General features: G+C 55.2%; 20 protein-coding genes and 7 pseudogenes. 20 read left to right on the plus strand and 7 right to left on the minus strand.

What is annotated here, in order from left to right; genetic code table 11:
- From CS369_RS20850 to rpiB, 3 genes and pseudogenes are all read right to left on the minus strand, one after another.
- A pseudogene (locus CS369_RS20850) lies at nt 1–264 on the minus strand (transketolase); the annotation flags it as partial.
- A 15-nt stretch (nt 265–279) separates the two neighbouring features.
- On the minus strand, nt 280–1,230 hold the full coding sequence (gene tal, locus CS369_RS20855; RefSeq protein ID WP_196908580.1) for a transaldolase: 951 nt from the start codon (nt 1,228–1,230) through the stop codon (nt 280–282).
- Nucleotides 1,231–1,234: 4 nt separating this feature from the next.
- Nucleotides 1,235–1,693, minus strand: coding sequence for a ribose 5-phosphate isomerase B (gene rpiB / locus CS369_RS20860; protein ID WP_196908555.1), 459 nt, complete (start codon nt 1,691–1,693; stop codon nt 1,235–1,237).
- Between the two features lie 397 nt (nt 1,694–2,090).
- Between rpiB and CS369_RS20865 the strand changes: the two are divergent.
- From CS369_RS20865 to CS369_RS25370, 10 genes and pseudogenes are all read left to right on the plus strand, one after another.
- Nucleotides 2,091–3,277, plus strand: a pseudogene (locus CS369_RS20865) (MFS transporter).
- A 1-nt stretch (nt 3,278) separates the two neighbouring features.
- Nucleotides 3,279–4,957, plus strand: a pseudogene (locus CS369_RS20870) (dihydroxyacetone kinase family protein).
- The gene (locus CS369_RS20875) at nt 4,954–5,748 is read left to right on the plus strand and encodes a triose-phosphate isomerase family protein (RefSeq protein ID WP_196908556.1); all 795 of its coding nucleotides are present in this window, start codon (nt 4,954–4,956) and stop codon (nt 5,746–5,748) included. The pseudogene CS369_RS20870 and the gene CS369_RS20875 overlap by 4 nt, the downstream one beginning before the upstream one ends.
- 25 nt (nt 5,749–5,773) lie before the next feature.
- Nucleotides 5,774–6,590: pseudogene (locus CS369_RS20880) on the plus strand (sugar phosphate isomerase/epimerase family protein).
- Between the two features lie 48 nt (nt 6,591–6,638).
- The gene (locus CS369_RS20885; RefSeq protein ID WP_196908557.1) at nt 6,639–7,496 is read left to right on the plus strand and encodes a phosphogluconate dehydrogenase C-terminal domain-containing protein; all 858 of its coding nucleotides are present in this window, start codon (nt 6,639–6,641) and stop codon (nt 7,494–7,496) included.
- A gap of 222 nt (nt 7,497–7,718) precedes the next feature.
- On the plus strand, nt 7,719–8,681 hold the full coding sequence (locus CS369_RS20890; RefSeq protein ID WP_196908558.1) for a sugar-binding transcriptional regulator: 963 nt from the start codon (nt 7,719–7,721) through the stop codon (nt 8,679–8,681).
- 447 nt (nt 8,682–9,128) lie between these two features.
- A complete protein-coding gene (locus tag CS369_RS25355) occupies nt 9,129–9,653 on the plus strand; it encodes a hypothetical protein (protein WP_244665145.1) in 525 nt (174 codons plus the stop codon).
- A 14-nt stretch (nt 9,654–9,667) separates the two neighbouring features.
- Nucleotides 9,668–10,155 (plus strand): annotated as a pseudogene (locus tag CS369_RS25360) (malic enzyme-like NAD(P)-binding protein); the annotation flags it as partial.
- 270 nt (nt 10,156–10,425) lie between these two features.
- Entirely contained in the window at nt 10,426–10,926 is a 501-nt protein-coding gene (locus CS369_RS25365; protein WP_374191099.1) for a phosphate acyltransferase, read from the plus strand.
- Nucleotides 10,883–11,416 (plus strand): phosphate acyltransferase, encoded by a 534-nt coding sequence (locus CS369_RS25370; RefSeq protein ID WP_374191097.1) that lies wholly within the window; start codon nt 10,883–10,885, stop codon nt 11,414–11,416. Before CS369_RS25365 ends, CS369_RS25370 begins: the two co-directional genes overlap by 44 nt.
- Before the next feature lie 197 nt (nt 11,417–11,613).
- On the opposite strand, the gene CS369_RS20900 is transcribed toward CS369_RS25370, so the two are convergent.
- Together CS369_RS20900 and hemF are read right to left on the minus strand one after the other, a co-directional pair.
- On the minus strand, nt 11,614–12,084 hold the full coding sequence (locus tag CS369_RS20900) for a YaiI/YqxD family protein (RefSeq protein WP_196908559.1): 471 nt from the start codon (nt 12,082–12,084) through the stop codon (nt 11,614–11,616).
- Complete coding sequence (hemF, locus tag CS369_RS20905) at nt 12,081–13,004, minus strand: oxygen-dependent coproporphyrinogen oxidase (RefSeq protein ID WP_196908560.1); 924 nt, start codon at nt 13,002–13,004, stop codon at nt 12,081–12,083. The genes CS369_RS20900 and hemF overlap by 4 nt, the downstream gene beginning before the upstream one ends.
- Before the next feature lie 182 nt (nt 13,005–13,186).
- Between hemF and CS369_RS20910 the strand changes: the two genes are divergently transcribed.
- The 10 genes and pseudogenes from CS369_RS20910 (at nt 13,187) to cysM (ending at nt 21,371) form a co-directional block, all read left to right on the plus strand.
- On the plus strand, nt 13,187–13,612 hold the full coding sequence (locus CS369_RS20910) for a GNAT family acetyltransferase (RefSeq protein WP_196908561.1): 426 nt from the start codon (nt 13,187–13,189) through the stop codon (nt 13,610–13,612).
- Nucleotides 13,613–13,856: 244 nt separating this feature from the next.
- The gene (locus tag CS369_RS20915; RefSeq protein ID WP_244665156.1) at nt 13,857–14,252 is read left to right on the plus strand and encodes a sigma factor-like helix-turn-helix DNA-binding protein; all 396 of its coding nucleotides are present in this window, start codon (nt 13,857–13,859) and stop codon (nt 14,250–14,252) included.
- Nucleotides 14,236–14,808, plus strand: coding sequence for a FecR domain-containing protein (locus CS369_RS20920; RefSeq protein WP_196908562.1), 573 nt, complete (start codon nt 14,236–14,238; stop codon nt 14,806–14,808). Before CS369_RS20915 ends, CS369_RS20920 begins: the two co-directional genes overlap by 17 nt.
- A gap of 66 nt (nt 14,809–14,874) precedes the next feature.
- Nucleotides 14,875–15,633, plus strand: coding sequence for a hypothetical protein (locus CS369_RS20925; protein WP_196908563.1), 759 nt, complete (start codon nt 14,875–14,877; stop codon nt 15,631–15,633).
- 63 nt (nt 15,634–15,696) lie between these two features.
- Nucleotides 15,697–16,455: a hypothetical protein gene (locus CS369_RS20930; protein ID WP_196908564.1), complete on the plus strand. Its 759-nt coding sequence runs from the start codon at nt 15,697–15,699 to the stop codon at nt 16,453–16,455.
- A pseudogene (locus CS369_RS20935) lies at nt 16,452–18,110 on the plus strand (ABC transporter ATP-binding protein/permease). Before CS369_RS20930 ends, CS369_RS20935 begins: the two are co-directional and overlap by 4 nt.
- Nucleotides 18,111–18,253: 143 nt before the next feature.
- Complete coding sequence (locus tag CS369_RS20940; protein WP_196908565.1) at nt 18,254–18,565, plus strand: hypothetical protein; 312 nt, start codon at nt 18,254–18,256, stop codon at nt 18,563–18,565.
- A 203-nt stretch (nt 18,566–18,768) separates the two neighbouring features.
- Nucleotides 18,769–19,371, plus strand: a pseudogene (locus CS369_RS20945) (RpoE-regulated lipoprotein).
- A 195-nt stretch (nt 19,372–19,566) separates the two neighbouring features.
- Nucleotides 19,567–20,466: a Dyp-type peroxidase gene (locus CS369_RS20950; protein WP_196908566.1), complete on the plus strand. Its 900-nt coding sequence runs from the start codon at nt 19,567–19,569 to the stop codon at nt 20,464–20,466.
- A 32-nt stretch (nt 20,467–20,498) separates the two neighbouring features.
- Complete coding sequence (gene cysM / locus CS369_RS20955) at nt 20,499–21,371, plus strand: cysteine synthase CysM (protein ID WP_196908567.1); 873 nt, start codon at nt 20,499–20,501, stop codon at nt 21,369–21,371.
- Between the two features lie 2 nt (nt 21,372–21,373).
- On the opposite strand, the gene CS369_RS25375 is transcribed toward cysM, so the two are convergent.
- Nucleotides 21,374–21,700, minus strand: coding sequence for an FtsX-like permease family protein (locus CS369_RS25375; RefSeq protein ID WP_374191100.1), 327 nt, complete (start codon nt 21,698–21,700; stop codon nt 21,374–21,376).
- 121 nt (nt 21,701–21,821) lie between these two features.
- On the minus strand, nt 21,822–23,327 hold the full coding sequence (locus tag CS369_RS20960) for an ABC transporter permease (RefSeq protein WP_374191098.1): 1,506 nt from the start codon (nt 23,325–23,327) through the stop codon (nt 21,822–21,824).
- Nucleotides 23,328–23,333 lie beyond the last annotated feature (6 nt).

Consider the following 23,333-nt stretch of genomic DNA (forward strand, 5'->3'; position numbering starts at 1 on the left):
CAGGTTGTAGCCGGTGAGGTGCAGCAGGCTGTAGATGAGCATGGAAGCGTGACCGTTGGAGAGGGCGAAACGGTCACGGTTGGCCCAGTGCGGGTTAGCCGGGTTGTGATTAAGGTAATCGCGCCACAGGACTTCGGCGATATCTGCCATACCCATGGGTGCGCCTGGGTGACCGGATTTGGCTTTTTGCACGCCATCCATGCTGAGTGCGCGGATGGCGTTGGCACGTTGACGACGTACGTGCGGCGTATCAGACAACGACATAATGGGCTCTCCAAATCACAGTTGCGCTGCGAGCATCGCTTCCAGTTTTTCCTGATCGATAGCGAACAGGCGAATGCCTTCCGCCAGCTTCTCCACCACCATGGCATCCTGACAATGTTCCCAGTGGAACTCGGCTTCGCTCAGCGGAGAAGGGCGGTGCAGCGCTTCCACCGACGGCGTTAGCTGGCGTGTTACCGGGGCGTTGCTGTTTTTCAACTGATCGAGCAGTGACGGTGAGATGGTCAGGCGATCGCAGCCTACCAGCGCCAGAATTTGTTTCACTTTACGGAAACTGGCACCCATGATCACGGTGTTATAGCGGTGACGTTTGTAATAGTCATAGATCTTTTGCACCGACAGCACGCCGGGATCCTGCTCGGCCTGATAGTGTTCCGCAGGCTGTTTGGCTTGATACCAGTCGTAGATACGGCCAACAAACGGCGAGATAAGAAATACGCCTGCTTCGGCACAGGAGTGCGCTTGCGCAAAGGAAAACAGCAGCGTCAGGTTCCAGTTGATCCCCTCGCGTTCTAGCGCTTCCGCCGCGCCGATGCCTTCCCAGGTAGAAGCCAGTTTGATCAATATGCGCGAGCGCGGAATGTCTTTCTCTTCATATAGACCAATCAGCTTAAGCGCCTTGGCGACACACATGCCGCGATCGAATGACAGACGAGCATCCACCTCGGTGGAGATGCGTCCCGGCACCGATTTGAGGATCTCGGCGTCGATATTGACCGCCAGACGGTCGCCCTCTTTGATCAACTGGGTAGCGCGGTTCCCTCCTTGTTGGCGGGCATAGGTAATGGCTTCTTCGAACAGCGGGCTATATTGGGGCAGCGTGGCCGCTTTCAAAATCAGCGAGGGATTGGTGGTCGCATCTTCGGGCGCAAACTGACGAATCGCATCAATATCACCGCTGTCTGCGACGACAACGGTAAACTGCTTTAGGGCATTGAGTTGGTTCATCATGTCACCGCCCATTTTCCTGCTGCTCGTAGTAGCCGATGCGATCCACTTTGGGTACAGATCCCCCACCTTCAAATTCAGAAGCCAGCCAGGCTGAGACGATTTCTTTTGCCAGCTCTGGCCCGATAACCCGTGCGCCCAGCGAGATAATTTGTGCATTATCACTTTTTCTGGCGCGCTGTGCGGAATAGGTGTCATGGCATTGGGCTGCCCGAATCCCTGTAACTTTGTTCGCGACAATACTCATGCCGATACCGGTGCCGCAGATCAAGATCCCGCGCTCGTGTTTCCCTTCTTTGATGGAGACGGCAACGGTGTGTGCAACATCGGGGTAGATCGGATTTTCTCCACAGAGATCGTAGCTGTAGTCGGTAAGCTGCAACCCCTGCTGTTGTAAAAATTCACTAATGATGTTTTTCAAATCGATCGCGGCGCTGTCAGCGCCAATCGCAATTGCGTGCATACCCATCTCCTGCCTGACTAAAGGTCAACATAGCGCCAGATCCGGCGTTTCATGGCTAACATATACTGACCGTTTCAAATATTCAATATGTGATTATTTGTTTTGTACCAGAGAGTGTGCATGATCTTCTTTGAAAGGTGATAAAGGTCACTAATTGCGCTTTTTGAGCGATATTTTACCTTTTGTACAGATGTTTGGATCATGCTCACAATTTTAAAACAGAGTGGTAGGCAAAAAATCGGCGCGATCATATCGTTCATATGTTCGCTGTGTGTATTATTGATTTGACTCTTTAGAGGGCATAACAATGTCTCAGACCGATACGCAAACGATAACAACGACGATAGAACATAAAGGTCACACCAGGTACTCTATCGCGAACGGCAGGGGGGTAAGTATGAGCAAGATATCGGCTACACAAGCGGCGCAACAGAAAGCCGCAGCGCCATCCTCTGCAGAGCAGTCCGCCATCCGCAAGATCTCTTTGCGTCTGGTACCGTTCGTCGGACTGATGTTCTTTATTAACTTCCTCGATCGTACGGCAATTTCTTTTGCTGGCCCGAACGGTATGAATACCGATCTGGCGCTGACCGTCGCGCAGTTTGGGCTGGCATCCGGCATTTTCTTTATCGGTTACATTCTGTTAGAAGTGCCCAGCAACCTGGCACTACACCGTTTTGGCGCGCGCAAGTGGTTGGCGCGCATCATGGTTTCCTGGGGGATTGTGTCGCTGCTGTTTACCTGGGTAAGCAGTGTGCAAGAACTGTATATCCTGCGCTTCCTGCTGGGGATTGCCGAGGCGGGCTTCTTCCCCGGGGCCATTTTGTTCCTCAGCTTATGGGGGCCAGCGCGTTATCGCAGCAAGATTCTGGCGCTGTTTTATCTGGCACAGCCGATGACCACCGTGCTCGGCGCACTGGAAAGCGAACATGCCGCCAAACAGCACAGCAAACACCCCCCAGCGTGCACACCGTGCTGTTCAACAAGCGGGTGTGGGTGTTGTGCCTGATTTACTTCGGTTTTATTTACGGCCTGTATGCATTGGCGTTCTTCCTGCCCACCATTATCAGCGGGTTCCAACAGCAGTTTGGCACCACCTTTAACGTGCTGGAAAAAGGGTTGATTACGGCAGTGCCCTATCTGCCGGCAGCCATTGTGATGCACTTCTGGTCACGTGACGCAACCCGCCGTGGCTGCCGTACCTGGCACATTGCCATTCCGGCGTTAACCGGTACCATCAGTATTCCGTTGGCGCTGTACATGGATTAACCGGCTGCCACCATCGCCGTGATTACCGTAACCGCCTGTTCCATTTTCTCGGCGTTACCTAACTTCTGGAGATTGCCTACGCAGTTCCTGACCGGGGCTTCTGCGGCGGCGGCGATTGCCCTGATCAATACCATCGGTAACGTTGCCGGGTTCTCTGCGGGGTATATCACCGGGGCGGTGCGAGGGGTTACCGGCACCTACGTTCTCCCGATGTTGATTGTCGGCGGCCTGATGCTGCTCTCTGCAATCTTGATGGTGTTATTGAGTCGTTCCGGGCAGGAATCCCAAGCTGCATCAGCCACACAGGAGCATTGACATGACCTATTTGTTTAACCAGCCGTCTGATTTTGCACGTGAATTAACGGAAGGTTTTGTTGCTGCGCACAGCGATAAGGTGCGTCAGGTGCCGGGGGGCGTGGTCAGAAGCACTTGCAGTCCTGAAGGCTGTGTCGCTATCGTGGTCGGCGGCGGTTCTGGACACTACCCGGCGTTTGCCTGGTTGGTTGGGCAAGGTTTGGCACACGGTGCCGAGATGGGCAACCTGTTTGCTTCCCCTTCTGCGCAGCAAATCTGTTCCGTGGCGCGTGCGGCGCACAACGGCGGCGGTGTTCTGCTGACGTTCGGCAACTATGCGGGGGATGTGCTCCACTTTGGTCAGGCAAAAGCGCGTCTGAATGCCGAAGGGATCCCGTGCGAACTGCTGGCGGTGTTCAAGGCAGCAGCGGAAGTGGGATACGATCTGGCGGAGGTGCTGGCGGTGGCTGAGCGTGCCAACCAGCGCACACGCTTTTTCGGCGTGGCTTTTTCGGGTTGCACCTTACCCGGAGTCGATCACCCCCTGTTTACTGTGCCGGAGGGCATGATGGGGGTCGGGATGGGCATCCACGGAGAACCCGGTATAAAAGATGCGCCGATTTCCAGTGCGGATGAACTGGCCGAACTGTTGGTCAACGCGCTGTTAAAAGAGGTGCCGCAGGCGGTGAGCGCACTGTCCGGGCAGCGCCTCAGCGTCGTGCTCAATGGGCTGGGTAGCGTGAAGTATGAAGAGCTGTTTGTGGTGTATCGCCGCGTTGCTCAACTGCTGACGGCGCAAGGGCTCACTATCGTTGAACCAGAGGTGGGCGAGTTGGTGACCAGCTTTGATATGGCCGGACTCTCACTCACCCTGTTCTGGCTGGATGAAGAGCTGGAGCGCTTCTGGCGTGCGTCAGCCAATACGCCCGCGTTTCGCAAGGGCAGCATGACGGCTGCTGAACCTCGCTAAGAGTGCGAATTCAACGTCGAGCAGGACAGTATTCCTGAAGCAACCCCAGCATCGCGCGAGGCGGCGCAGTGTGTTGCCGCTGCCCTGGCGGCGGCGCGTGATGTTGTTGTGGCGAATGTCGATGAACTGGGCCGCATTGATGCGGTAGCGGGCGATGGCGATCACGGTATCGGCATGGAGCCCGGGATAGTGGCGGCGGCGGAAACCGCCGTCAATATGCTGGAGAGGCAGGCGGGCGCTGCCACCTTATTGCAACGTGCGGCGGATGCCTGGGCCGATCGGGCGGGGGGGACGTCAGGCGCCATTGGGGGGTAGCGCTTAATGCGCTGGGCACCGCGCTGGGGGACATCGCAAAATCGGATGGCTCACGCGTTGCTCTCGGCATTCGCCAAGCGGCAGAGGGCATTATGCATTTCGGTAAGGCGAAGGCGGGTGACAAAACGCTGGTCGATGCTCTTTTGCTTTTCAGTGATGCGTTGACGCAGCGTGTCAATGCCGGGGAAGCGTTGCCGCAGGCCTGGTTGAAAGCCGCGCAGGTGGCACAACAAGCGGCGGATGCCACTGCGCAACTGCGTCCCAAAATTGGTCGTGCGCGCCCTTTGGCAGAAAAAAGTCTGGGTACACCGGATTCGGGCGCCATCTCGCTGGCAATGATCCTGAATGCGGTAGCGACCGTGTTGAATCAGGTTCAGACCGAGCACGCTGCGGTACAGGAGACACAAGCACAATGAGCCAACCGGGGAGTCACGAAGGCGTTATCACGCTGGGCGTCAGCCTGAAAATGTATTTCGGCTACCAGCAAACCGTGGACTGGTGCCAGCGCATCCACAGCATTGTGCAGCGCCATCCTCTGGCGTCGGTGGTGCAGGTCAGGTTGTTTGTGTTGCCAGCCTTTCCTGCGCTGGCCCCTGCTGTCTCTCTTTTCGCTGATTCTGCCGTCGATGTCGGGGCGCAAGACCTGCATTGGGCGGATAACTGCGCCTTCACTGGGGAAGTCAGCGGCACGCTGTTGCACGAAATGGGGTGCCGCTATGTAGAAGTCGGGCATGCGGAACGGCGTCGCTATTTTGGTGAAACCGATGAGCATATTGCCCTTAAAACAGCAGCCGCCTGGCGCAACGGGCTTACCCCTGTGCTCTGTGTTGGCGAAGAGCAGCGCGGCAGCGTGCAGCAGGCGATAGCAATCTGTCAGGCCCAGCTCACCAGCTCGCTCAACCGCGCGCAGCAACAGCAGTTAACGGGACAGGTTGTTGTCGCTTATGAGCCTCAATGGGCGATTGGCAGCGCAGAACCCGCACCAACCGAAGCTATCAGCCTTGTCTGTGAGGCGCTGAAGCAGCAGTTATTCACCGCAGCAGGCGTACGCGACGGCAGAGTGATTTATGGCGGCAGCGCTGGACCGGGGCTACTGAGTCAGCTCGGGCCTGCAGTTGATGGCCTGTTTTTAGGGCGCTTCTCCCACGATCCGGCGGCGTTTAACGCCATTATGTATGAAGCGTTGGCGCTGTGCCCGCAGCAGTAAAAATACGCAGAAAGGAGATATTACCGTGGCTATTGGTTTAAGCACTTACGCTTTTTTCTGGCGCATGTCCTCCCGCGTCCCTGACCCAATGGGGCTGGAGGCGATGCCGGATCACACGGCAGAATCGGGCGCGACTGTGTTTCAGATTTGTGGTTACCCAGCAGTGGAAACGCTGTCATCCGCTGAGCTGGAAAAGCTGCGTCAGCGCGCCGAGGACTTAATCCATTCAACTGGAACTCGGAACGCGTGGACTGGAGACAGCGCATTTAACGCGTTATCTGGCGCTGGCTCAGGTATTGGATGTCTGTTTTATTCGCACCATGTTTAACAGTGTTACGCACCAACCCACACCGGATGAAGCTCGCGAACTGTTGCAGATCATTTTGCCGCAGGCAGAGCAGCAGGGCGTTCAGTTCGGACTGGAAACGTACGAGCAGGTAAAAACCCGCACCCTGCTGGAGGTGGTTGATGCGATCGACAGTCCGGCGTTGGGCATTTGTCTCGATCCGGGAAACTGCGTGGCGGCGTTGGAGCATCCGTGTGACGTTATCGACATGACGGCACGACGCGTGGTGAACCTGCACATCAAGGATTTTGCCTTTGCGCGCCAGAATGGCTGGGTTGGGTTTACCTATTCCGGCAGCCCGCTCGGCACCGGGTTGCTCGACTACGACCACCTGCATAAAGCGGTTCGTCCTAATGAGCGACACATCAATCAGGTGGTTGAGCACTGGCTGCCGTGGCAATCCACGCCGGAGGAGACCTGCCGTCAGGAAGCTGCCTGGACCACACAAAGCCTGAACTTTCTTTTTGCCCGTAATCCGCAGGCGGGGCAGCGATAACCTTTTTTATTGAACGAAAATGCATTCCAAATCCGAGGAGTAACGATCATGACAACAGAATTAAAAACGATTACGGTACTGGGCGCTGGTGGCAAAATGGGCATGCGTATCTCTGCCAATTTCCAGAAAAGTGCCTATCAGGTGTTTTACTGTGAGAATTCCCCGCGCGCGCAGGAGCAGGTGATTGCTGCGGGGCGCGAGCTGGCGGTGGCTGAGCAGGTTATTCCGGACAGCGATGTGGTGATCCTTGCGGTCCCTGATATTGCGCTGAAAGTGGTTTCCGCGCAGGTGGTGCCGCAAATGAAACGCGGTGCGATTCTGTTAACGCTCGACCCGGCTGCGGCCTACGCCAATTTGATCCCCAAACGTGATGATATCGATTACGCGGTCGCACACCCATGCCACCCTTCGGTATTCCTCGATCGTTTCACACCAGAAGAACATGCCGACGCGTTTGGCGGCGTCGCCGCACCTCAGCACGTTGCTGCTTCCTATGAAAAAGGCAGCGATCAGCAGAAAGCCGTGCTGGTCGAGGTGGTAAAAGTAATGTATGGCCCGGTGATTGACGTGCACTGGGTGACGGTAAAACAGTTGGCCTATCTCGAACCGACGCTGGTTGAAACCGTGGCCTGTATGGTGGGTACGTTGATGAAAGAAGCGCTGGATGAAACTGTCAATACCATCGGCGTGCCGAAAGCGGCAGCGGAAGCGATGCTCGATGGCCACATTCAAATAAAGCTGGCAGTGGCGTTCCGCAGTACCAACCCGTTCTCGGATGCTTGCATGATCGCCATCGAGTACGGCAAAGAAAACATTATCAAACCGGACTGGAAAAAGATTTTCGATCAAAAAGAGCTCGATCTGGTGATCGCCAGAATGCTGAAGATTGATGCCATTGAGCGCTAATGCCTGTCGCGCATCAATGACGCAGAACCGCCGCAAGCCTGTTTATGCGGGTTTGCGGCATCACTGTTTTTAGGCAATGACGGGGCTATTATCAGGAGATTGGTTGCCGGAGTTGAGCCCTGACTTGCGGCGTGCAACAATTGTTAATGATGATCGGCTGTTGCCGACAGGGCCGTGTCTGCCCAGGCACGCTTACCCTTTGCGTAAGGATAATATTACCGAATGGAAAAACAATCAGGATCTCAGGATAACGAACTACTGACGGAAATCGCCGTGGCGTATTACCAGGACGAGATTACCCAGGAGGAGATCGCGAAGAAATTCGGCATTTCGCGCATCAAAGTAGGGCGTTTGCTAAAGCGTGCTAAAGAAGAGGGCATTGTCGAGATCAACGTTCGCTATCACCCGGTGTTCAGCACCCGGTTGGAGCAGCAACTGCTGGAGCGTTTTCCCATCAAACGCGCGCTGATCGCGCTTGATCACCCTGATGAAGAAGAACAGCGGCGTCAGGTAGCGGCATTGGTTTCCAACCATCTGGCAGTAACGTTGAAAGATGGTACCGTGGTTGCGGTCGGTCAGGGGCGCAATGTGTCCGGCGTGGCAGATCACGTAGGAAACGTGACTGAACACCACTGCAAGTTTATCTGCGGGATTGGCGGTGTGCACCGTCCCGGCGATGCGATCAACGCCGATCATATCAGCCGTCGTCTGGCGAAGAAATTTGGCGGCAGTAGCGAAACGCTTTACGCCCCGGCTTACGTGGAAAACCGTGCCCTCAAGCAAGCGTTTATGCAGAACGGCACCATCAAGGAGACGCTTGATCGAGCGCGTAAGGCGGATATCGCGCTGGTGGGCATTGGCGACATGAACGAAAACAGCTACATGGTAAAACTGGGCTGGTTCACGCCACAGGAAATTGTTGATGCCAGCCTTAACCAGGGCGTGATTGGCGACATTGCTGGCTATGACTTTTTTAACGCGCAGGGGCAGTACATCGATACCGTGATGCACGACAGGGTGATTGGTGTCAGCATCGAAGAGCTACGCAACATCCCCTTTGTTATTGCCATTGCTTCAGAAAATACCAAAGCGCTGGCGATATTGGGTGCGTTGCGCACCGGTGCTATCGATATTATCGCCACCAGCGCCTCGAACATCCGCACCATCCTCAATATGACCCAATAGGATACTTTTTTCTGCCGGACAGCAGCACTTTGCTGTCCGGCATTTGAATGATTTATCACCACTTTTAGTTGATTTTTACGTCTGCTTTTTTCCCGCAGGTTAGCAATACGTTATCCAGTTCGCGATAACGTGACATTATGCGCAAAAAAACAAGCAGATAAATTAACTATATTAACCTGCATTCACTATCGGTTTTTGCCATACTTCACGGCTATCTCCCCTAAATAATTCGAGTTGCAGGAAGGCGGCAAGAGAGGGAATCCAGATGAGCTTACTCAAGCAAGTGATTCGGGTGAGCGAGCACAGCCAACGCACCTGCAACTTGAAGTATGACGGGGATACAAGCAGTAATGATTGAACTTCTGTCAGCGTTCACCTCTCCTTGTCTGCTTGGGATAGACTCGCAGCCCTACGTCACGACAACAAAAGCCTATAAGCGATGCAACAATGGATGAACAACTCAAACAGAGCGCATTGGATTTCCACCAGTATCCGGTGCCGGGGAAGATTCAGGTGTCCCCCACCAAACCGCTAGCGACCCAACGCGATTTGGCGTTGGCCTACTCTCCGGGCGTTGCTGCACCTTATCTTGAAATCGCCGAAGATCCGCTGGCTGCTTACAAATACAAAGCACGCGGCAATCTGGTCGCGGTGATCTCCAACGGAACGGCGGTGCTTGGCCTCGGTAACATTGGTGCGTTGGCTGGCAAGCCGGTAATGGAAGGCAAGGGCGTTCTCTTTAAAAAATTCTCCGGCGTCGATGTGTTCGATATCGAAGTGGACGAACTGGATCCGGATAAATTGATCGATGTGATTGCCACGCTGGAGCCGACCTTTGGTGGCATCAACCTGGAATATATCAAAGCGCCGGAGTGCTTCTATATTGAGAAGAAACTGCGTGAACGCATGAAGACCCAGTGTTCCATGACGATCAGCACGGCACGGCGATCATCTGTACTGCGGCAGTATTGAACGGCCTGCGCGTGGTGGAGAAAAACATCTCTGACGTGCGTCTGGTGGTATCCGGCGCGGGTGCTGCCTCCATTGCCTGCCTGAATTTGCTGGTGGCGCTGGGGCTGAAGAAACACAACATCGTGGTGTGTGACTCACGCGGCGTGATCTACAAAGGTCGTACGCCAACATGGAAGAGAACAATGCGATTTACGCGGTGGAAGACACCGGTGCGCGCAAACTGGGTGACGTGATCCCTAATGCCGATATCTTCCTGGGCTGTTCCGGCCCCGGCGTATTGACGCAGGACATGGTGAAAACCATGGCGCCGCGTCCGCTGATCATGGCGCTGGCAAACCCGAAACCGGAGATCCTGCCGCCGTTAGCCAAAGCGGTGCGCCCGGACGCCATTATCTGCACCATCTGCACCGGACGTTCTGACTATCCGAATCAGGTTAATAACGTGCTGTGCTTCCCGTTTATTTTCCGTGGCGCATTGGATGTAGGTGCAACTACCATCAACGAAGAGATGAAGCTGGCGTGTGTGAAAGCGATTGCTGATTTGGCGCTGGCGGAACAGAGTGAAGTGGTGGCCTCGGCGTATGGCGATCAGGAATTGTCATTTGGCCTTGAATACCTTATCCCGAAACCTTTCGACCCGTGCTTAATAATCAAGATTGCGCCAGCGGTGGCAAAAGCAGCGATGGATTCAGGCGTGGCGACGCGTCCTATTGCCGACTTTGATGCTTATATCGAGAAACTGACGCAGTTTGTCTATAAAACCAACCTGTTTATGAAGCCGATATTCTCTCAGGCGCGCCAGCAGCCGAAACGCGTAGTATTTGCCGAAGGGGAAGATCCGCGCGTGCTGCACGCCACGCAAGAACTGGTGACGCTGGGGCTGGCTTTCCCTATTCTGATCGGGCGTCCCGGTGTTATCGAGAAGCGTCTGCAAAAACTTGGCCTGCAAATCACTATCGGTAAAGATTTTGAGGTAGTGAATAACGAATCCGATCCGCGCTTCAAGGAGTACTGGTCGGAATATTACGCGTTGATGAAACGCCGTGGCGTCTCGCAGGAAACCGCGCAGCGTGAAGTGATCCGCAACCCGACGGTGATTGCCGCCATCATGGTGCAACGCGGTGAAGCGGATGAGATGATTTGCGGCACTATCGGCAGCTATGAAGAGCATTTCGAGGTGGTCGAGAAGGTGCTGGGTTACCGCGAGGGGGGTACACGTGGCGGGTGCCATGAATGCCCTATTGCTGCCGAGCGGCAACACCTTTATCGCTGACACCTATGTCAACCCAGACCCAACGCCAGAGCAACTGTCAGAAATCACCTTGATGGCCGCGCACACCGTGCGTCGTTTCGGTATCGAACCGAAAGTCGCGCTGTTGTCGCACTCCAACTTTGGTACTTCGAACTCGCCCACCGTACGCAAAATGCGTGAGGCGCTGGCGTTGATCAACACGCTGGCACCGGAGCTGGAAGTGGATGGTGAGATGCACGGCGATGCCGCGCTGGTGGAAGCGATTCGCCGCGAGCAAATGTCGGACAGCCCTTTAAAAGGCTCTGCCAATATTCTCATCATGCCGAACATGGAAGCGGTGCGTATCAGCTATAACCTGCTGCGCGTTTCCTCGTCTGAAGGGGTGACGGTGGGACCGGTGCTGATGGGCGTTGCCAAACCGGTGCACATCCTGACGCCGATCGCCTCGGTACGGCGTATCGTCAACATGGTGGCGCTGGCCGTGGTGGAAGAGCAGACTCAGCCGCTGTAAATCGATTTGTGCGCTGTACAGCAAACAGCCCACTTGTGGGCTGTTTCAGACTGATGACAAAACCGCTTTACCCCTTCGTCGTCCTCGGAGAAAGCCGGCGATCTCTGTAAGAATAAACGCGTTTCTTCTGTTAGAGATTCCCGCTTTCGCGAAAATGACGGAGGTGCGTGGGAATGGCTGGTTTTTTTATCAGGGAATTAACGCCGTTGGCGCAGCCACTTGTCCAACTCATTGGCAAAGCGCTGGCGATCTTTCTTATTTAGGGCATCCGGTCCACCGGTTTGCACACCGCTGGCACGCAGCGTATCCATAAAATCGCGCATCGTTAGTCGTTCACGGATGGTGGCGGGCGTGTAGGTTTCACCGCTCGGGTTAAGCGCTACGGCTTTTTTTTCCAGCACTTCTGCTGCCAGCGGAATATCGGCGGTAATCACCAAATCCCCGGCGTTGACGCGTTTCACGATTTCGTTATCCGCCACGTCAAACCCGGCGGCAACGCGCACTGACGAGATGTAACGTGACGGTGGCGTACGTAGCGACTGATTGGCGACCAGAACGACACGGGTTTGTGTGCGATCGGCTGCGCGATACAGCACCTCTTTAATCACATTGGGGCAGGCGTCAGCATCCACCCAAATTTGCGGTTCTGCGTCGGTATTGTCGTTCATGCAAGCTCCTTCGCTAACCAATCTTTTACCGGTAAAAAATCACGATAAAGTGCGGCTTCCGGGCTGTCCGGCTCCGGTTGGTATTGGTATTCCCAACGCGCCAGCGGCGGCATCGACATCAGGATCGATTCGGTGCGCCCGCCGCTTTGCAGGCCAAACAGCGTGCCGCGATCCCACACCAGATTAAACTCAACGTAGCGCCCGCGACGGTAGAGCTGAAACTGGCGTTCGCGCTCTCCCCAGGGCAATGCCGCGCGTCGCGCGACGATCGGCAGGTAAGCGTCGAGAAAACCGTTTCCGACTGCGCGCATAAACGCAAAGCTGGTGGTGAAATCCGGCGTGTTCAAGTCATCAAAAAACAGCCCGCCGACGCCGCGTGCCTCGTTACGGTGCTTGAGAAAAAAGTAATCATCACACCATTTTTTGTAACGCGGATAAACGTCATCACCGAACGGCTGGCAAAGATCGTGCGCGGTTTGGTGCCAGTGCACGATGTCTTCGGTGAAGCCGTAGAACGGGGTGAGATCGAACCCACCGCCAAACCACCATACCGGCGCTTCACCCTCTTTTTCCGCAACGAAAAAACGCACGTTGGCGTGGCTGGTGGGCACATACGGGTTTAACGGATGGATAACCAACGAAACCCCCATGGCCTGAAAACGTCGTCTGGCAAGTTCGGGCCGGTGCGCGCTCGCCGAAGGGGGCAGCGTAGCGCCCATCACGTGAGAGAAGTTGACGCCCGCCTGTTCGAATACCGCGCCCTGAGTCATCACCCGGCTGCGCCCGCCGCCGCCAGCGGCGTGTTGCCAACACTCCTCATTAAAGCCGTTCTTGCCATCTGCGGCGGCAAGGTGCTGACACAGAGTGTCTTGCAGCGTCAGTAAAAAGGACTTTACGGCGGAAATATCAGGCTGACTCATAACGGTGTTAGCAAATCCATTATAACAATAAAGGGCTACCAGTATAGCCTGTCACAACGGCGATGTGTTGGTTTTCCTGCTGCTGAGCGACTGCGACAGAGGGGATGACAGCAAATTGATATTGCGTCTGCGCGAGATCACGCGATAATCAGATTTTCCTTAGCGATCAACGGGGGGATCCAATGGAAATCCGCGTATTCAGACAAGATGACTTTGAAGAAGTGATTACCCTATGGGAACGTTGCGATCTGCTGCGCCCCTGGAACGATCCAGAAATGAATATTGAGCGCAAAGTGAATCATGACGTCTCCCTGTTTTTGGTGGCCGAAGTGGGCGGCGAAATCGTGGGTTCGGTGATGGGCGGGTATGACGGCCATCGCGGATCGGCCTACTATCTGGGCGTCCATCCGGATTTTCGCGGGTGTGGCATCGCTAACGCGTTGATTAGCCGTCTGGAGAAAAAACTTATCGCACGCGGTTGCCCCAAAATCCACCTGATGGTGCGGCAGGACAATGATGCGGTGATCGGCATGTATGAAAAGCTGAACTACGATATCGTGGATTCTGTAACGCTTGGGAAACGTCTCATCGAAGATCAAGAATATTGATCGCTATTGTTGGTTTTTTGGCTTGTTGTTTAAAAACTGTTGCGTCTTGTGATTCGCTTAGATGATAATGAGTATCAATTGATCTTTGCGGTATTTTTATTGCCACCGACTATGACGCAGCTAACGACATTCTGGAGCGTATTTTACCACTCCCACCAGGGATGGCTGCGCGGATGGCTCAGTAAAAAAAACCGGTTGTCGCCATCTGGCGGACGATCTTACCCACGATACTTTCCTCAAATTACTGACCCTGGCGGAGCCGGAAGCAATCCGTAATCCACTCGCTTACCTGATGGTCACTGCCAACCATGTGATGATCGACCAGTTCTGCAAGCTCAAACTGGAAGAGTATGCATTGGCGGCGCTGGCGCAGTTAGCGGAAGGTGCAGAGGCGCAATCTGCCGAACAGCGCGTGGCAATCAGTCAATTGGTAGCCACGGCGCTGCATATCCTCAATGAAGAGCTGGATGAAAAAGTGCAGCGCGCGTTCATCATGGCGCGCGTTGAAGGCCATTCCTATCGCGATATCGCCGTTACGTTGGGTGTAAGCGAAAGCAGCGTTAAACAGTATCTGGCAAAAGCCATGATCCATTTCCACACCCGTATCTTCAGTCTGGAAAGCGATGAACCAGAAAGCTGAATTAGCGCGTATCCAGCAGCAGGCCGCTGAGTGGCTCATCCGCTTTTCTGAACCTGAGGAAGACGAGGCTGCGGATGCCGCACGTGCTGCCGAATGGCAGCGCTGGTGCGAACAGGATGCGCGCCATGAGAGGGTTTATCACCAGATGCAGCAACTCTGGTCCAGCGCGGCGCTGACACCAGCCACCACGCAGCGTAAGGCGCGCCCGCAACGTTTCCTCTCTTTGGCCTTGGTGCTGGGGGTGGTGGGCATGCTTGCCAGCCAACTGCCTTATCGCTACTGGTTGGCAGATCAGCGCACGGCAATCGGTGAAATCGGCCGTCTGACGCTGCATGATGGTAGCGTACTGACGCTAAACACCGACTCTGCGGTTAACCTGCACTTTGATACCCGACAACGCACGGTGGAACTGGTGCAAGGGGAAGCCTACGCACAGGTGGCAAAAGATCCTGCCGGACGCCCATTTGTGATTCGCTGCTTACAGGTTTCTGCCCGAGCGCTGGGCACGCGCTACAGCGTGCGCGACATTGTCGAGCTTAAAAACGATATTCGATAAGCGGCAAATCGCATGGCTGACAATGTGTAATCACGCGAATTTGCCGATTGGGTTCAGCAACTTTCGGTGGGCTGGCTGCAAAGCAAACCCTATGTCAGCGCGCAGCAGATTGGCCGTGATGCCCTGACGCTGTTGCCGACCATCACGCCGCAAGACGTGAATCGTCATTTGCAGCGTTGGCTGGCCGCGTCGGATACGCTGGTGCAATTCAGCGTGCCTGGCAATGCGCCGTTTACTCTACCGACGGTAATGGCGATAACCACTGAGCTACAAAAGGCCCGTGCGGTTAATCTTGCGCCTGCGCCACTGCCGTTAGCGAAAGTGGTGCCGGAACTGTCTGTGGTTACCACGACGGGTAAGCGCACTGCGGTGCAGCACTTCCCGCAGCAGGTGGAACAATGGCAACTTGCGAACGGCGATCGCGTGGTTTACCTGCGCACGCCGCTGGCGCGCGACAAGTTTTACCTGTCGTCCTACAGCAATGCCGGGTTTATGGCGAAAACGCTCACCCCCTGGCAGGCGCAAATTGGCAGCCAGATTGTGGCACAGAGTGGTCCACAGGGCTGGCGTGCGGAGAATTTGCGCGACTGGAAACAAGCGCAAGCGGTGTCGTTCAACGTCAGCCAAAGCGCGGATGAGTTGCAAATTACCGGGCAATCCACGCTGACACAGGTGCAGTCGTTGTTCCAGCTTTATCATGCAATGAACACGCAGGCAGGCATTGATGCCTGCGTCATGAAAGACAGTCTGGCGTCCCTGATGCGCCAACGCGCCAATCGCAGTCAGTCGGCAGGCGATCTGCGTCAGCGTGAAGTGACGCGTTAGCGCTTTGGGCAACCCGCATACCAGGAACCTGATCAAGCGCAATTTCGTGGGGTGACTGCGCCGATGTTGCTCACCCAATGGCAACAGACAGTAAGCGCACCGGTAACCTACTACCTGATGGCGAACGAACCGGCGGACAGGTTCTTGCCACTGGTTGAGCGTTATCTGGCGTCATTGCCGCGTGCTACCCAGCCGGCCATCACGCAACATTTGGCACTGGCAGGCACACGCGAATCAACCGTGGCGTTGAATATCGAACCGCGTTCAGAGGTGCGGGCCTGGAGTTATACCGAACAACCCTGGACGCCGCAGGCCGCTGTGCATGTCAGCATTGCTCGCAACCTGGCAAATAAATATCTGAAAAACAGCCTGCGCGATGAGGCGCTGGGTATTTACCGTATGCGCCTAGACAGTGAGTTGGCAGACAAGGCCCAGCGCATCGAGGCCGAGATAAGCTTTACCGCTTCTCCTGAGCGGGGTCATGAACTGTGGCAGCGCGCTGAACAGCTGCTGGCCAACTTGCCGCAACGGATTACCGCAGACGATGTTGAACAGCAGCGCCAGCAATTTATCCGCGCGGAGCAAGGGCGTAGCAATGATTTCACTACCCAGCAGCGGCGCTTGATTTTGAGCGATCGCCACTACGGCGATCCGCGTTATTTGAGTGAAGTGTCGAACCTCGCGCAGGCGGTGACGTTAGACGGGGTACGCGCGATGGTGAGCAAGCTGCTCAACCCAGCTAATCGCGCGCTGTTACTGTCATTGCCGCGAGAAGGTGCTGAAACAGCGGACAGCGCAACGGATGGAGACGTCACCCTATGAGCGCATTATGGAAACTGTGCCGCCCCTTCTGGGGCGGATGGCGCAGTTGGCGCGCCTGGTCGCTGCTGGCCGTTGCTGTCTCCATGGGGTTCGGCATCGTCTATCTCAACGTGCAGATCAACGAATGGAGCCGGGTGTTTTATGACACGCTCGGCACATACTACAGCAGCAAGCTGTTTGGCTTGATGAAAGAGTACACGGTCTACATCCTGCTCTATATCGGCGTTTTTGTGTCTCAGGACTGGTTTACCAGCTTGCTGGTGATCCGTTGGCGTAGCGCCTTGACCGCGCAATTTGTTGATAGCTGGCTGGCAAAACGCACCTTTTATCGCATGTCGCTAACCGGAAAAATCGACAACCGGGATCAGCGTATCGCCGAAGATATCAATTTGTTCACCGATAAGCTGGTCAGCATGGTGGTCGCCTTTATCATCAATGCGGGTCGACTATCGTCGTTTATGATCATTCTCTGGCACTCTCTGGCGTGCAACGCTTTACCCTGTTTGCTCGTGAGTGGGAGATCTCCGGCTATCTGGTGTGGGTGGTGGTTATCTACACCGTGGTGGGTACCTTGATTACGCACTTGGTGGGGAAAAAACTGCACGGCATCAGCTATGCCCGACAGCGCTCAGAAGCGGATTTCCGCGCCGCGCTGCTGCGCAAACATGACAATGCGGAACAGATTGCGCTCTATGGCGGTGAGGCTCAGGAAAAAACCTATCTGACGCGCCATTTTAGCGAGGCCGCACACAGTTGGCGTCAACTGATGGACACGAAGCGTAATATGGGGTTCTTCACCTCCGGCTATATGAGTGTCAGTCTGATTATGCCCGTTTTTGCCGCGTTGCCTGCCTTTTTATCGAAAACGGTCACGCTCGGCGGTTTAATACAGATCCGCAGTGCGTTTGCTCAGGTGCACGGTGTGCTTAGCTGGTTTATTCACATGTACGTGGAGATAACCATGCTTTCCGCCAGCATCCAGCGTTTGATCCAGTTCAAGCAGGAAATTGATCGCCATCAGCCACAGCAGGCGGCACCGGACGTCGGCGAATGCCTGAATATCGAGAACCTGTCGTTTGCTACGCCGCAGGGCACCCCGCTGTTAAACGATGTGTCGCTGCACTGTGCGCCGGGAAGCTCGAGCAAACTGTCCGGGCCAAGTGGATTGGGTAAATCGACGCTGTTGCGCACCTTGAACGGACTGTGGCCCTACTATCGTGGGCAGTGGCAAGCGCAAGCGGGCCGCTCGCTATTGTTGCCACAGAAAAGCTATTTGGGGCAGGGGACACTGGCGGAGGTGCTGTGTTACCCGCACCCACCGCTCAAGGATGTCAGCACCATGCAGCGCACCCTGGAACGGGTTGGCCTCGGTGAGTGGTGCGATCGTTTGGCTGAGCGACATAACTGGGATCGTATCTTTTCCGGTGGTGAACAGCAGCGGCTGGCCTTCGCGCGCGCGTTGATCGCTAAACCGGATACGCTCTATCTGGATGAAGCCACCAGCCGTCTCGATCACGGTGCGTGTGTTGCTGAGCGAGCTTAAACAGGCGCTGCCGGCGTGTACGGTGATCGCCATTACCCACCAGCGCGAGCTGGACGATCTGTTCCCGCATCACTACGACCTTACCACATTTCGCGCGGTGACGGCGGGATAACGCCATCAATCAGAAGGAAGGCCTGTGTGGCCTTCCTTCTGTCATCTCGTTCTGATCGCTGATGTGAAGGTAATTATTCCTTTCTGTGGTCCGCCGCTTCGGTTAGGTTAGGTTATCTGAATCACGTTTGCTGGAGCAGAGTAATGATCGTAAGAACATGGCATGGATGCGTTCCCGTTTCGCATGCAGCGGGGTTTGCGGCACACCTTGATGTCACGGGCATTCAACATTCCCAAAGTATACCGGGCAATTTGGGGGCAGCGGTAAAGAGGGTTACGCAAGGCGATTGGGAGCATTTCTTTCTCGCCACCTATTGGCAAGATATTGAGGCAGTAAAAGCGTTTGCGGGTGAAGATTACCATGTTGCCGTCACCTATCCTGACGATGAACAGTTTGGCCTGTTGTCCGATCCTTATGTTTTTCAACATGAGGTTGAGTCCGCCTTGCCGCTATAACTCGGCAGTAGGCTCACTGATAGGGAGTTTGTTTGTACCGCCAACGTCTTAGGTCGCTCACTTCCCCTTGCCGTGAGAATCAACGATAATCTTGCCCACTTGACCGTTTTTTACGGCACTTTTCTCAGGCCTGAGACTCAAACTCTCACGCATGCGATCGTGGGGTGGCACAGGTGTCGCTCACTGTTAAAGGAATTTATGTTATGAGGTTTCGCTCCGTTCAGTTGGTTTTTCCCTGTGTGCTGGCCGCCTTTTTGTTGACGGGATGTAACGCGCTCTCCAACTTTTCCTGGTCCAGCCTGTCGCCGTTCAACTGGTTTGGCAGCAAAATCGAGGTGTCGGATGCCGGTGTCGGCGGGCTTAATGGCGGCACGCCGCTGGCACAATAGCCGATAAACCAGGCGCTGAACGGTAATTATCGTTTGCGCAGCGGCATGGGCACCACTAACGGCCAAATCACGGCGTTCTATCAGGCGCTGGATGGTAATGAGATCAAGTTGTTGATCAGCGGTAAGCCCAAAGCGCAGGTCAATTGCGTTGAGGTTATGGATGCGAAAATTGCCAGCGTATGGGGCGTGAAAATCGGGGATGCATTCAGCGCCCATTACAGTAAAGCCTTTGAGGTCTGCCAGCTTGCTCAAGGGGATGATGCCCGCAACGTAGAGTGCGTTGAATCGCAGAGCAAGCACGTCAGTTATCTCTATTCCGGTGACTGGAACGGTCCGGAAGGCTTAATGCCCTCTGATGATATTCTGCAAACCTGGCACGTCAGCAAAATCATCTGGCACGCGCAAGCGCGTGACTGATTTTATCGTCTCGACCTTTCTAGGCTTGGCGCGGTAACGCGCCAACGTCGTAGCGTTTCCATTCTCTCATCGTTTATTTTTATCCTTTGTTTTTGAACAAAGCACATTGTCGTGAATGCGGTATGATGGGTGCCTTAGGCTACGTAATGCCAAAAAACGATAAAAGCAGATAATTAAAACATGAGGAAGCTTGAAATGACACAGATACAGAGCGGAATTTTGCTTGAGCACCGTCGTTTTGCCATTTTTATTGAAGCCATGATTCAGGGCGAGTTCGACGCTATCCGCCAAGGCTGCAAAAAGTTTTGCCAGTCGTTGCAGGAGTTGCAGGCGCGTTTTCTCGATGCGGGGCTGGGGGCGACGCTGGCGTTTGGTCATGATGTGTGGCGCGATCTCGATTGCGAACAAGGAGCGGCTGAGCTGAAACCTTTTGCGCCGCTGGGTAAGGGGTTGGCACCGGCAACGCAGCGCGATCTGCTGCTGCATATTCAATCTTTGCGTCACGATGTCAATTTCAGCTTGGCTCAGGCGGCATTGACAGCGTTTGGTTCCGCGATCCACGTTGAAGAAGAGACATACGGCTTTCGCTGGGTTGAAGATCGCGATCTGAGTGGGTTTGTCGATGGCACCGAAAACCCGCAGGACGATGCGCGACGCGACGTGGCGATTATCGCCGACGATCGGCCGGATGCGGGCGGCAGCTATGTGTTTGTGCAGCGCTGGGAACATAATCTCAAGCAGTTGCAGCGCTTTAGCGTGGAGCAACAAGAGCAGATGATCGGTAGCACCAAGCAGGACAACGAAGAGATTCCGGCAGAGCAGCGCCCGATCACCTCGCACCTGAGCCGGGTTGATCTTAAGGAAGAGGGCAAAGGGCTGAAAATTTTGCGTCAGAGCATGTCCTATGGCACGGCCAGCGGCAAACATGGTCTTTACTTTATTGCCTATTGCGCGCGCTTGCATAATATTGAACAGCAATTACTGAGCATGTTTGGCGATCGTGACGGCAAACGTGACGAGATGCTGCGCTTCACGCGCGCCGTTAGCGGCAGCTATTTCTTCGCTTCTTCGCTGGAAAAACTGCTCGCGTTGTAACATTTTCACGTTGAGTAGGTAGGGGAGACGAGTTGAGTACGCTGGATAACACCATTGGCAATACGCCACTCATCAAGCTGCAAAGGCTGGCACAGGATACCGGCAGTGAGATCTGGCTTAAGTTGGAAGGCAATAATCTGGCTGGCTCGGTAAAAGATCGTCCGGTCCGTTTTATGGTGGAGCAGGCTGAACGGCGCGGAGAAATAACCTCTGGCGATCGGCTGATTGAAACCACCAGTGGCAATACTGGTATTGCGCTAGCGATGATTGCCGCCGTGAAAGGGTATCGCTTGCGGTTGTTGATGCCGGAGAACATGAGCCGTGAGCGGCAACTGGCGATGCGCGCCTACGGTGCAGAGCTAGTGCTGGTCAGTCCTGCGTGTGGCATGGAAGGCGCGCGCGATTTGGCGCGCCAGATGGCAGAATCCGGGGAGGGCAAGGTGCTCGATCAGTTCAATAATCCGGATAACGCGCTGGCGCATTTTATGACCACGGGGCCGGAAATCTGGCAGCAAACGCAAGGCGCACTCACCCATTTTGTCTCTTCAATGGGCACCACCGGCACGCTTTCCGGCGTCAGTCGTTTCCTGAAACAGCAACGTGCATCCGTCTGTACCATCGGTTTACAACCCGCGTCGGGGAGCCATATTCCCGGAATCCGCCGCTGGGCGCCGGGATACGAGCCGGAGATTTTTCAGCCACAATACGTTGATCGTGTAATGGATATTACCCAGCAAGAGGCGGAAACCACGCTGCGACGCTTGGCTCATCAAGAAGGCATTTTCTGCGGCGTCAGTTCCGGCGGTGCGGTGGCGGGAGCACTGCGCGTGGCGCGGGAAAACCCCGGCAGCGCGATTGTCTGCGATCGCGGCGATCGCTATCTGTCCACCGGCGTATTTGGTTAATGCTATTCCCGTTCCAGCGCGTGTATTGGTTCCATGTAGGCGGCGCGCCGGGCGGGGAAGAAACCAAAAATCACCCCAATCAGGCTGGCGCACAGGAACGCAGCAACAATAGATGCTGGTGAGTAGATTAACGAGAAGCTGCTGAAGAAGTGGCTAAATACCGCTCCCACCAACAGCGACAGCGAAACCCCCAACACGCCGCCCAGCAAGCACACCAGCACCGCTTCAATCAAAAACTGTTGCATGATATCGCTGGCACGCGCACCAACCGCCATGCGCACGCCGATTTCTCGCGTGCGCTCGGTCACCGACACCAGCATGATGTTCATCACGCCGATACCTCCGACCAGCAGCGAAATAAATGCAATGGCGGAGACCAGCAGCGCTAGCGTGGTAGTGGCCTTCTCGATGGTTTGACGAATGCTGTCGGTGTTGAAAACAAAGAAATCCTTACTTGCCGTGGCGCTGGGTCAAAATCTGGGTAATGCCCTGTTCTGCCACGCTCAAATCCACGTTGTCTTTGACCCTGAGAGTGATGCTTCTCAGGTAGGACTGCCCGATCATGCGTTTCATCGCCGTGGTGTAGGGGACCCAGACGTTAAGGTTTTCATCGCTGCCAAAGCCACTGCTGTTTTTTTCCACCACGCCAATAATTCGCACGGGGAGCGATCCTAGCAGGATCACCTTGCCGATAGGGTTCTCCCCGTTGGGAAACAGTTTCTGCAATGTGTTCTGATCGATAACCGCTTCCTGCGACAGATTATCCACGCTGGCGCGTGGGAAAATCATCCCTTGTGCCACGCTGTAGCCGCGCACGGTGAAAAACTGTTCTCCTACACCGTTGGCATTGGCCGTGACGGCAATATTGCCATAGCGTAGTGTGACGCTGGTGGCGACGGACGGCGTCACGCTGTGAACGTAAGGTTGCTGCGCCAAAGGTTCGATATCGGTCGCACGCAGCGTTTGAATGGCGCTCGAACGTTGGTCACCGAAATCCTTGCCAGGATAGATCTCAAGCGTACTGGTACCCATTGCACTGATGTTGGCCAGCACTTGCTGTTGCGAGCCTTTGCCTAGCGCAACCACAGAGACCACCGAGGCGATACCGATAATGATACCGAGCATGGTTAGAAAGGTGCGCATGCGCTGAGCGTTCATCGCCAGCAGCGCCATTTTGAAGGCATCGATAAAACGATCGCGCGCTTGCAGCAGCCGTGAAGCGTGCTTGGCACTGGCGTTCTCTTGCGGCGCAGTCTCGGCAGGAGCCGTTGTACCGGCTGAATCCGCGATCACTTCGCCATCACGCAACTCGATGATACGCCCAGCATGGCGCGCGATCTGCATATCGTGGGTCACGATAATGATGGTGTGCCCCTGCGCGTTCAGATCTTTCAAAATGGCCAGTACTTCGTTACCGCTGTGCGTGTCCAGGGCGCGCGTTGGCTCATCCGCGAGGATCACCTGACCGCCGTTCATCAGCGCGCGGGCGATACTGACGCGCTGTTGTTGCCCGCCAGAAAGTTGGCTGGGGCGATAGTTCAGGCGTTCACCCAATCCAAGGCGGTGCAGCAGTGCCGCTGCGCGCTGTTGGCGCGAGGTGCGGTCGCGCCCGGCGTAAATGGCGGGGACTTCGACATTGCCCTGCGAGGAAAGATCGCCCAACAGATTATAGCGTTGAAAGATAAACCCGAAATACTCCCGACGCAGCGCGGCCAGGCTATCGCTGTCAAGCGTCGCTACCGCTTGCCCGTTAACCCGATATTCTCCTTCCGAGGCTTTATCCAGGCAGCCGAGAATATTCATCAATGTCGACTTGCCGGAGCCGGAAGCCCCAACAATAGCGACCATCTCACCCGCATGAATCGTCAGGTTTATCGCTTTCAACACGTTGACCGTTTGGTCACCGTTGGTAAAACGGCGTGAAATTCCCGTTAGCGTTAATAAAGGTTGAGTCATACGTTA

The sequence above is a fragment of the Candidatus Symbiopectobacterium sp. 'North America' genome (assembly GCF_015762685.1).
Classification (GTDB): domain Bacteria; phylum Pseudomonadota; class Gammaproteobacteria; order Enterobacterales; family Enterobacteriaceae; genus Symbiopectobacterium.

Coding starts and splice junctions, on each gene's coding strand:
- tal (WP_196908580.1), bottom strand. CDS start 1,230: ATGAACCAACTCAATGCCCTAAAGCAGTTTACCGTTGTCGTCGCAGAC.
- rpiB (WP_196908555.1), bottom strand. CDS start 1,693: ATGCACGCAATTGCGATTGGCGCTGACAGCGCCGCGATCGATTTGAAA.
- CS369_RS20875 (WP_196908556.1), top strand. CDS start 4,954: ATGAGCCAACCGGGGAGTCACGAAGGCGTTATCACGCTGGGCGTCAGC.
- CS369_RS20885 (WP_196908557.1), top strand. CDS start 6,639: ATGACAACAGAATTAAAAACGATTACGGTACTGGGCGCTGGTGGCAAA.
- CS369_RS20890 (WP_196908558.1), top strand. CDS start 7,719: ATGGAAAAACAATCAGGATCTCAGGATAACGAACTACTGACGGAAATC.
- CS369_RS25355 (WP_244665145.1), top strand. CDS start 9,129: ATGGATGAACAACTCAAACAGAGCGCATTGGATTTCCACCAGTATCCG.
- CS369_RS25365 (WP_374191099.1), top strand. CDS start 10,426: ATGAAGCCGATATTCTCTCAGGCGCGCCAGCAGCCGAAACGCGTAGTA.
- CS369_RS25370 (WP_374191097.1), top strand. CDS start 10,883: ATGAATGCCCTATTGCTGCCGAGCGGCAACACCTTTATCGCTGACACC.
- CS369_RS20900 (WP_196908559.1), bottom strand. CDS start 12,084: ATGAACGACAATACCGACGCAGAACCGCAAATTTGGGTGGATGCTGAC.
- hemF (WP_196908560.1), bottom strand. CDS start 13,004: ATGAGTCAGCCTGATATTTCCGCCGTAAAGTCCTTTTTACTGACGCTG.
- CS369_RS20910 (WP_196908561.1), top strand. CDS start 13,187: ATGGAAATCCGCGTATTCAGACAAGATGACTTTGAAGAAGTGATTACC.
- CS369_RS20920 (WP_196908562.1), top strand. CDS start 14,236: ATGAACCAGAAAGCTGAATTAGCGCGTATCCAGCAGCAGGCCGCTGAG.
- CS369_RS20930 (WP_196908564.1), top strand. CDS start 15,697: ATGTTGCTCACCCAATGGCAACAGACAGTAAGCGCACCGGTAACCTAC.
- CS369_RS20940 (WP_196908565.1), top strand. CDS start 18,254: ATGATCGTAAGAACATGGCATGGATGCGTTCCCGTTTCGCATGCAGCG.
- CS369_RS20950 (WP_196908566.1), top strand. CDS start 19,567: ATGACACAGATACAGAGCGGAATTTTGCTTGAGCACCGTCGTTTTGCC.
- CS369_RS25375 (WP_374191100.1), bottom strand. CDS start 21,700: ATGAACATCATGCTGGTGTCGGTGACCGAGCGCACGCGAGAAATCGGC.
- CS369_RS20960 (WP_374191098.1), bottom strand. CDS start 23,327: ATGACTCAACCTTTATTAACGCTAACGGGAATTTCACGCCGTTTTACC.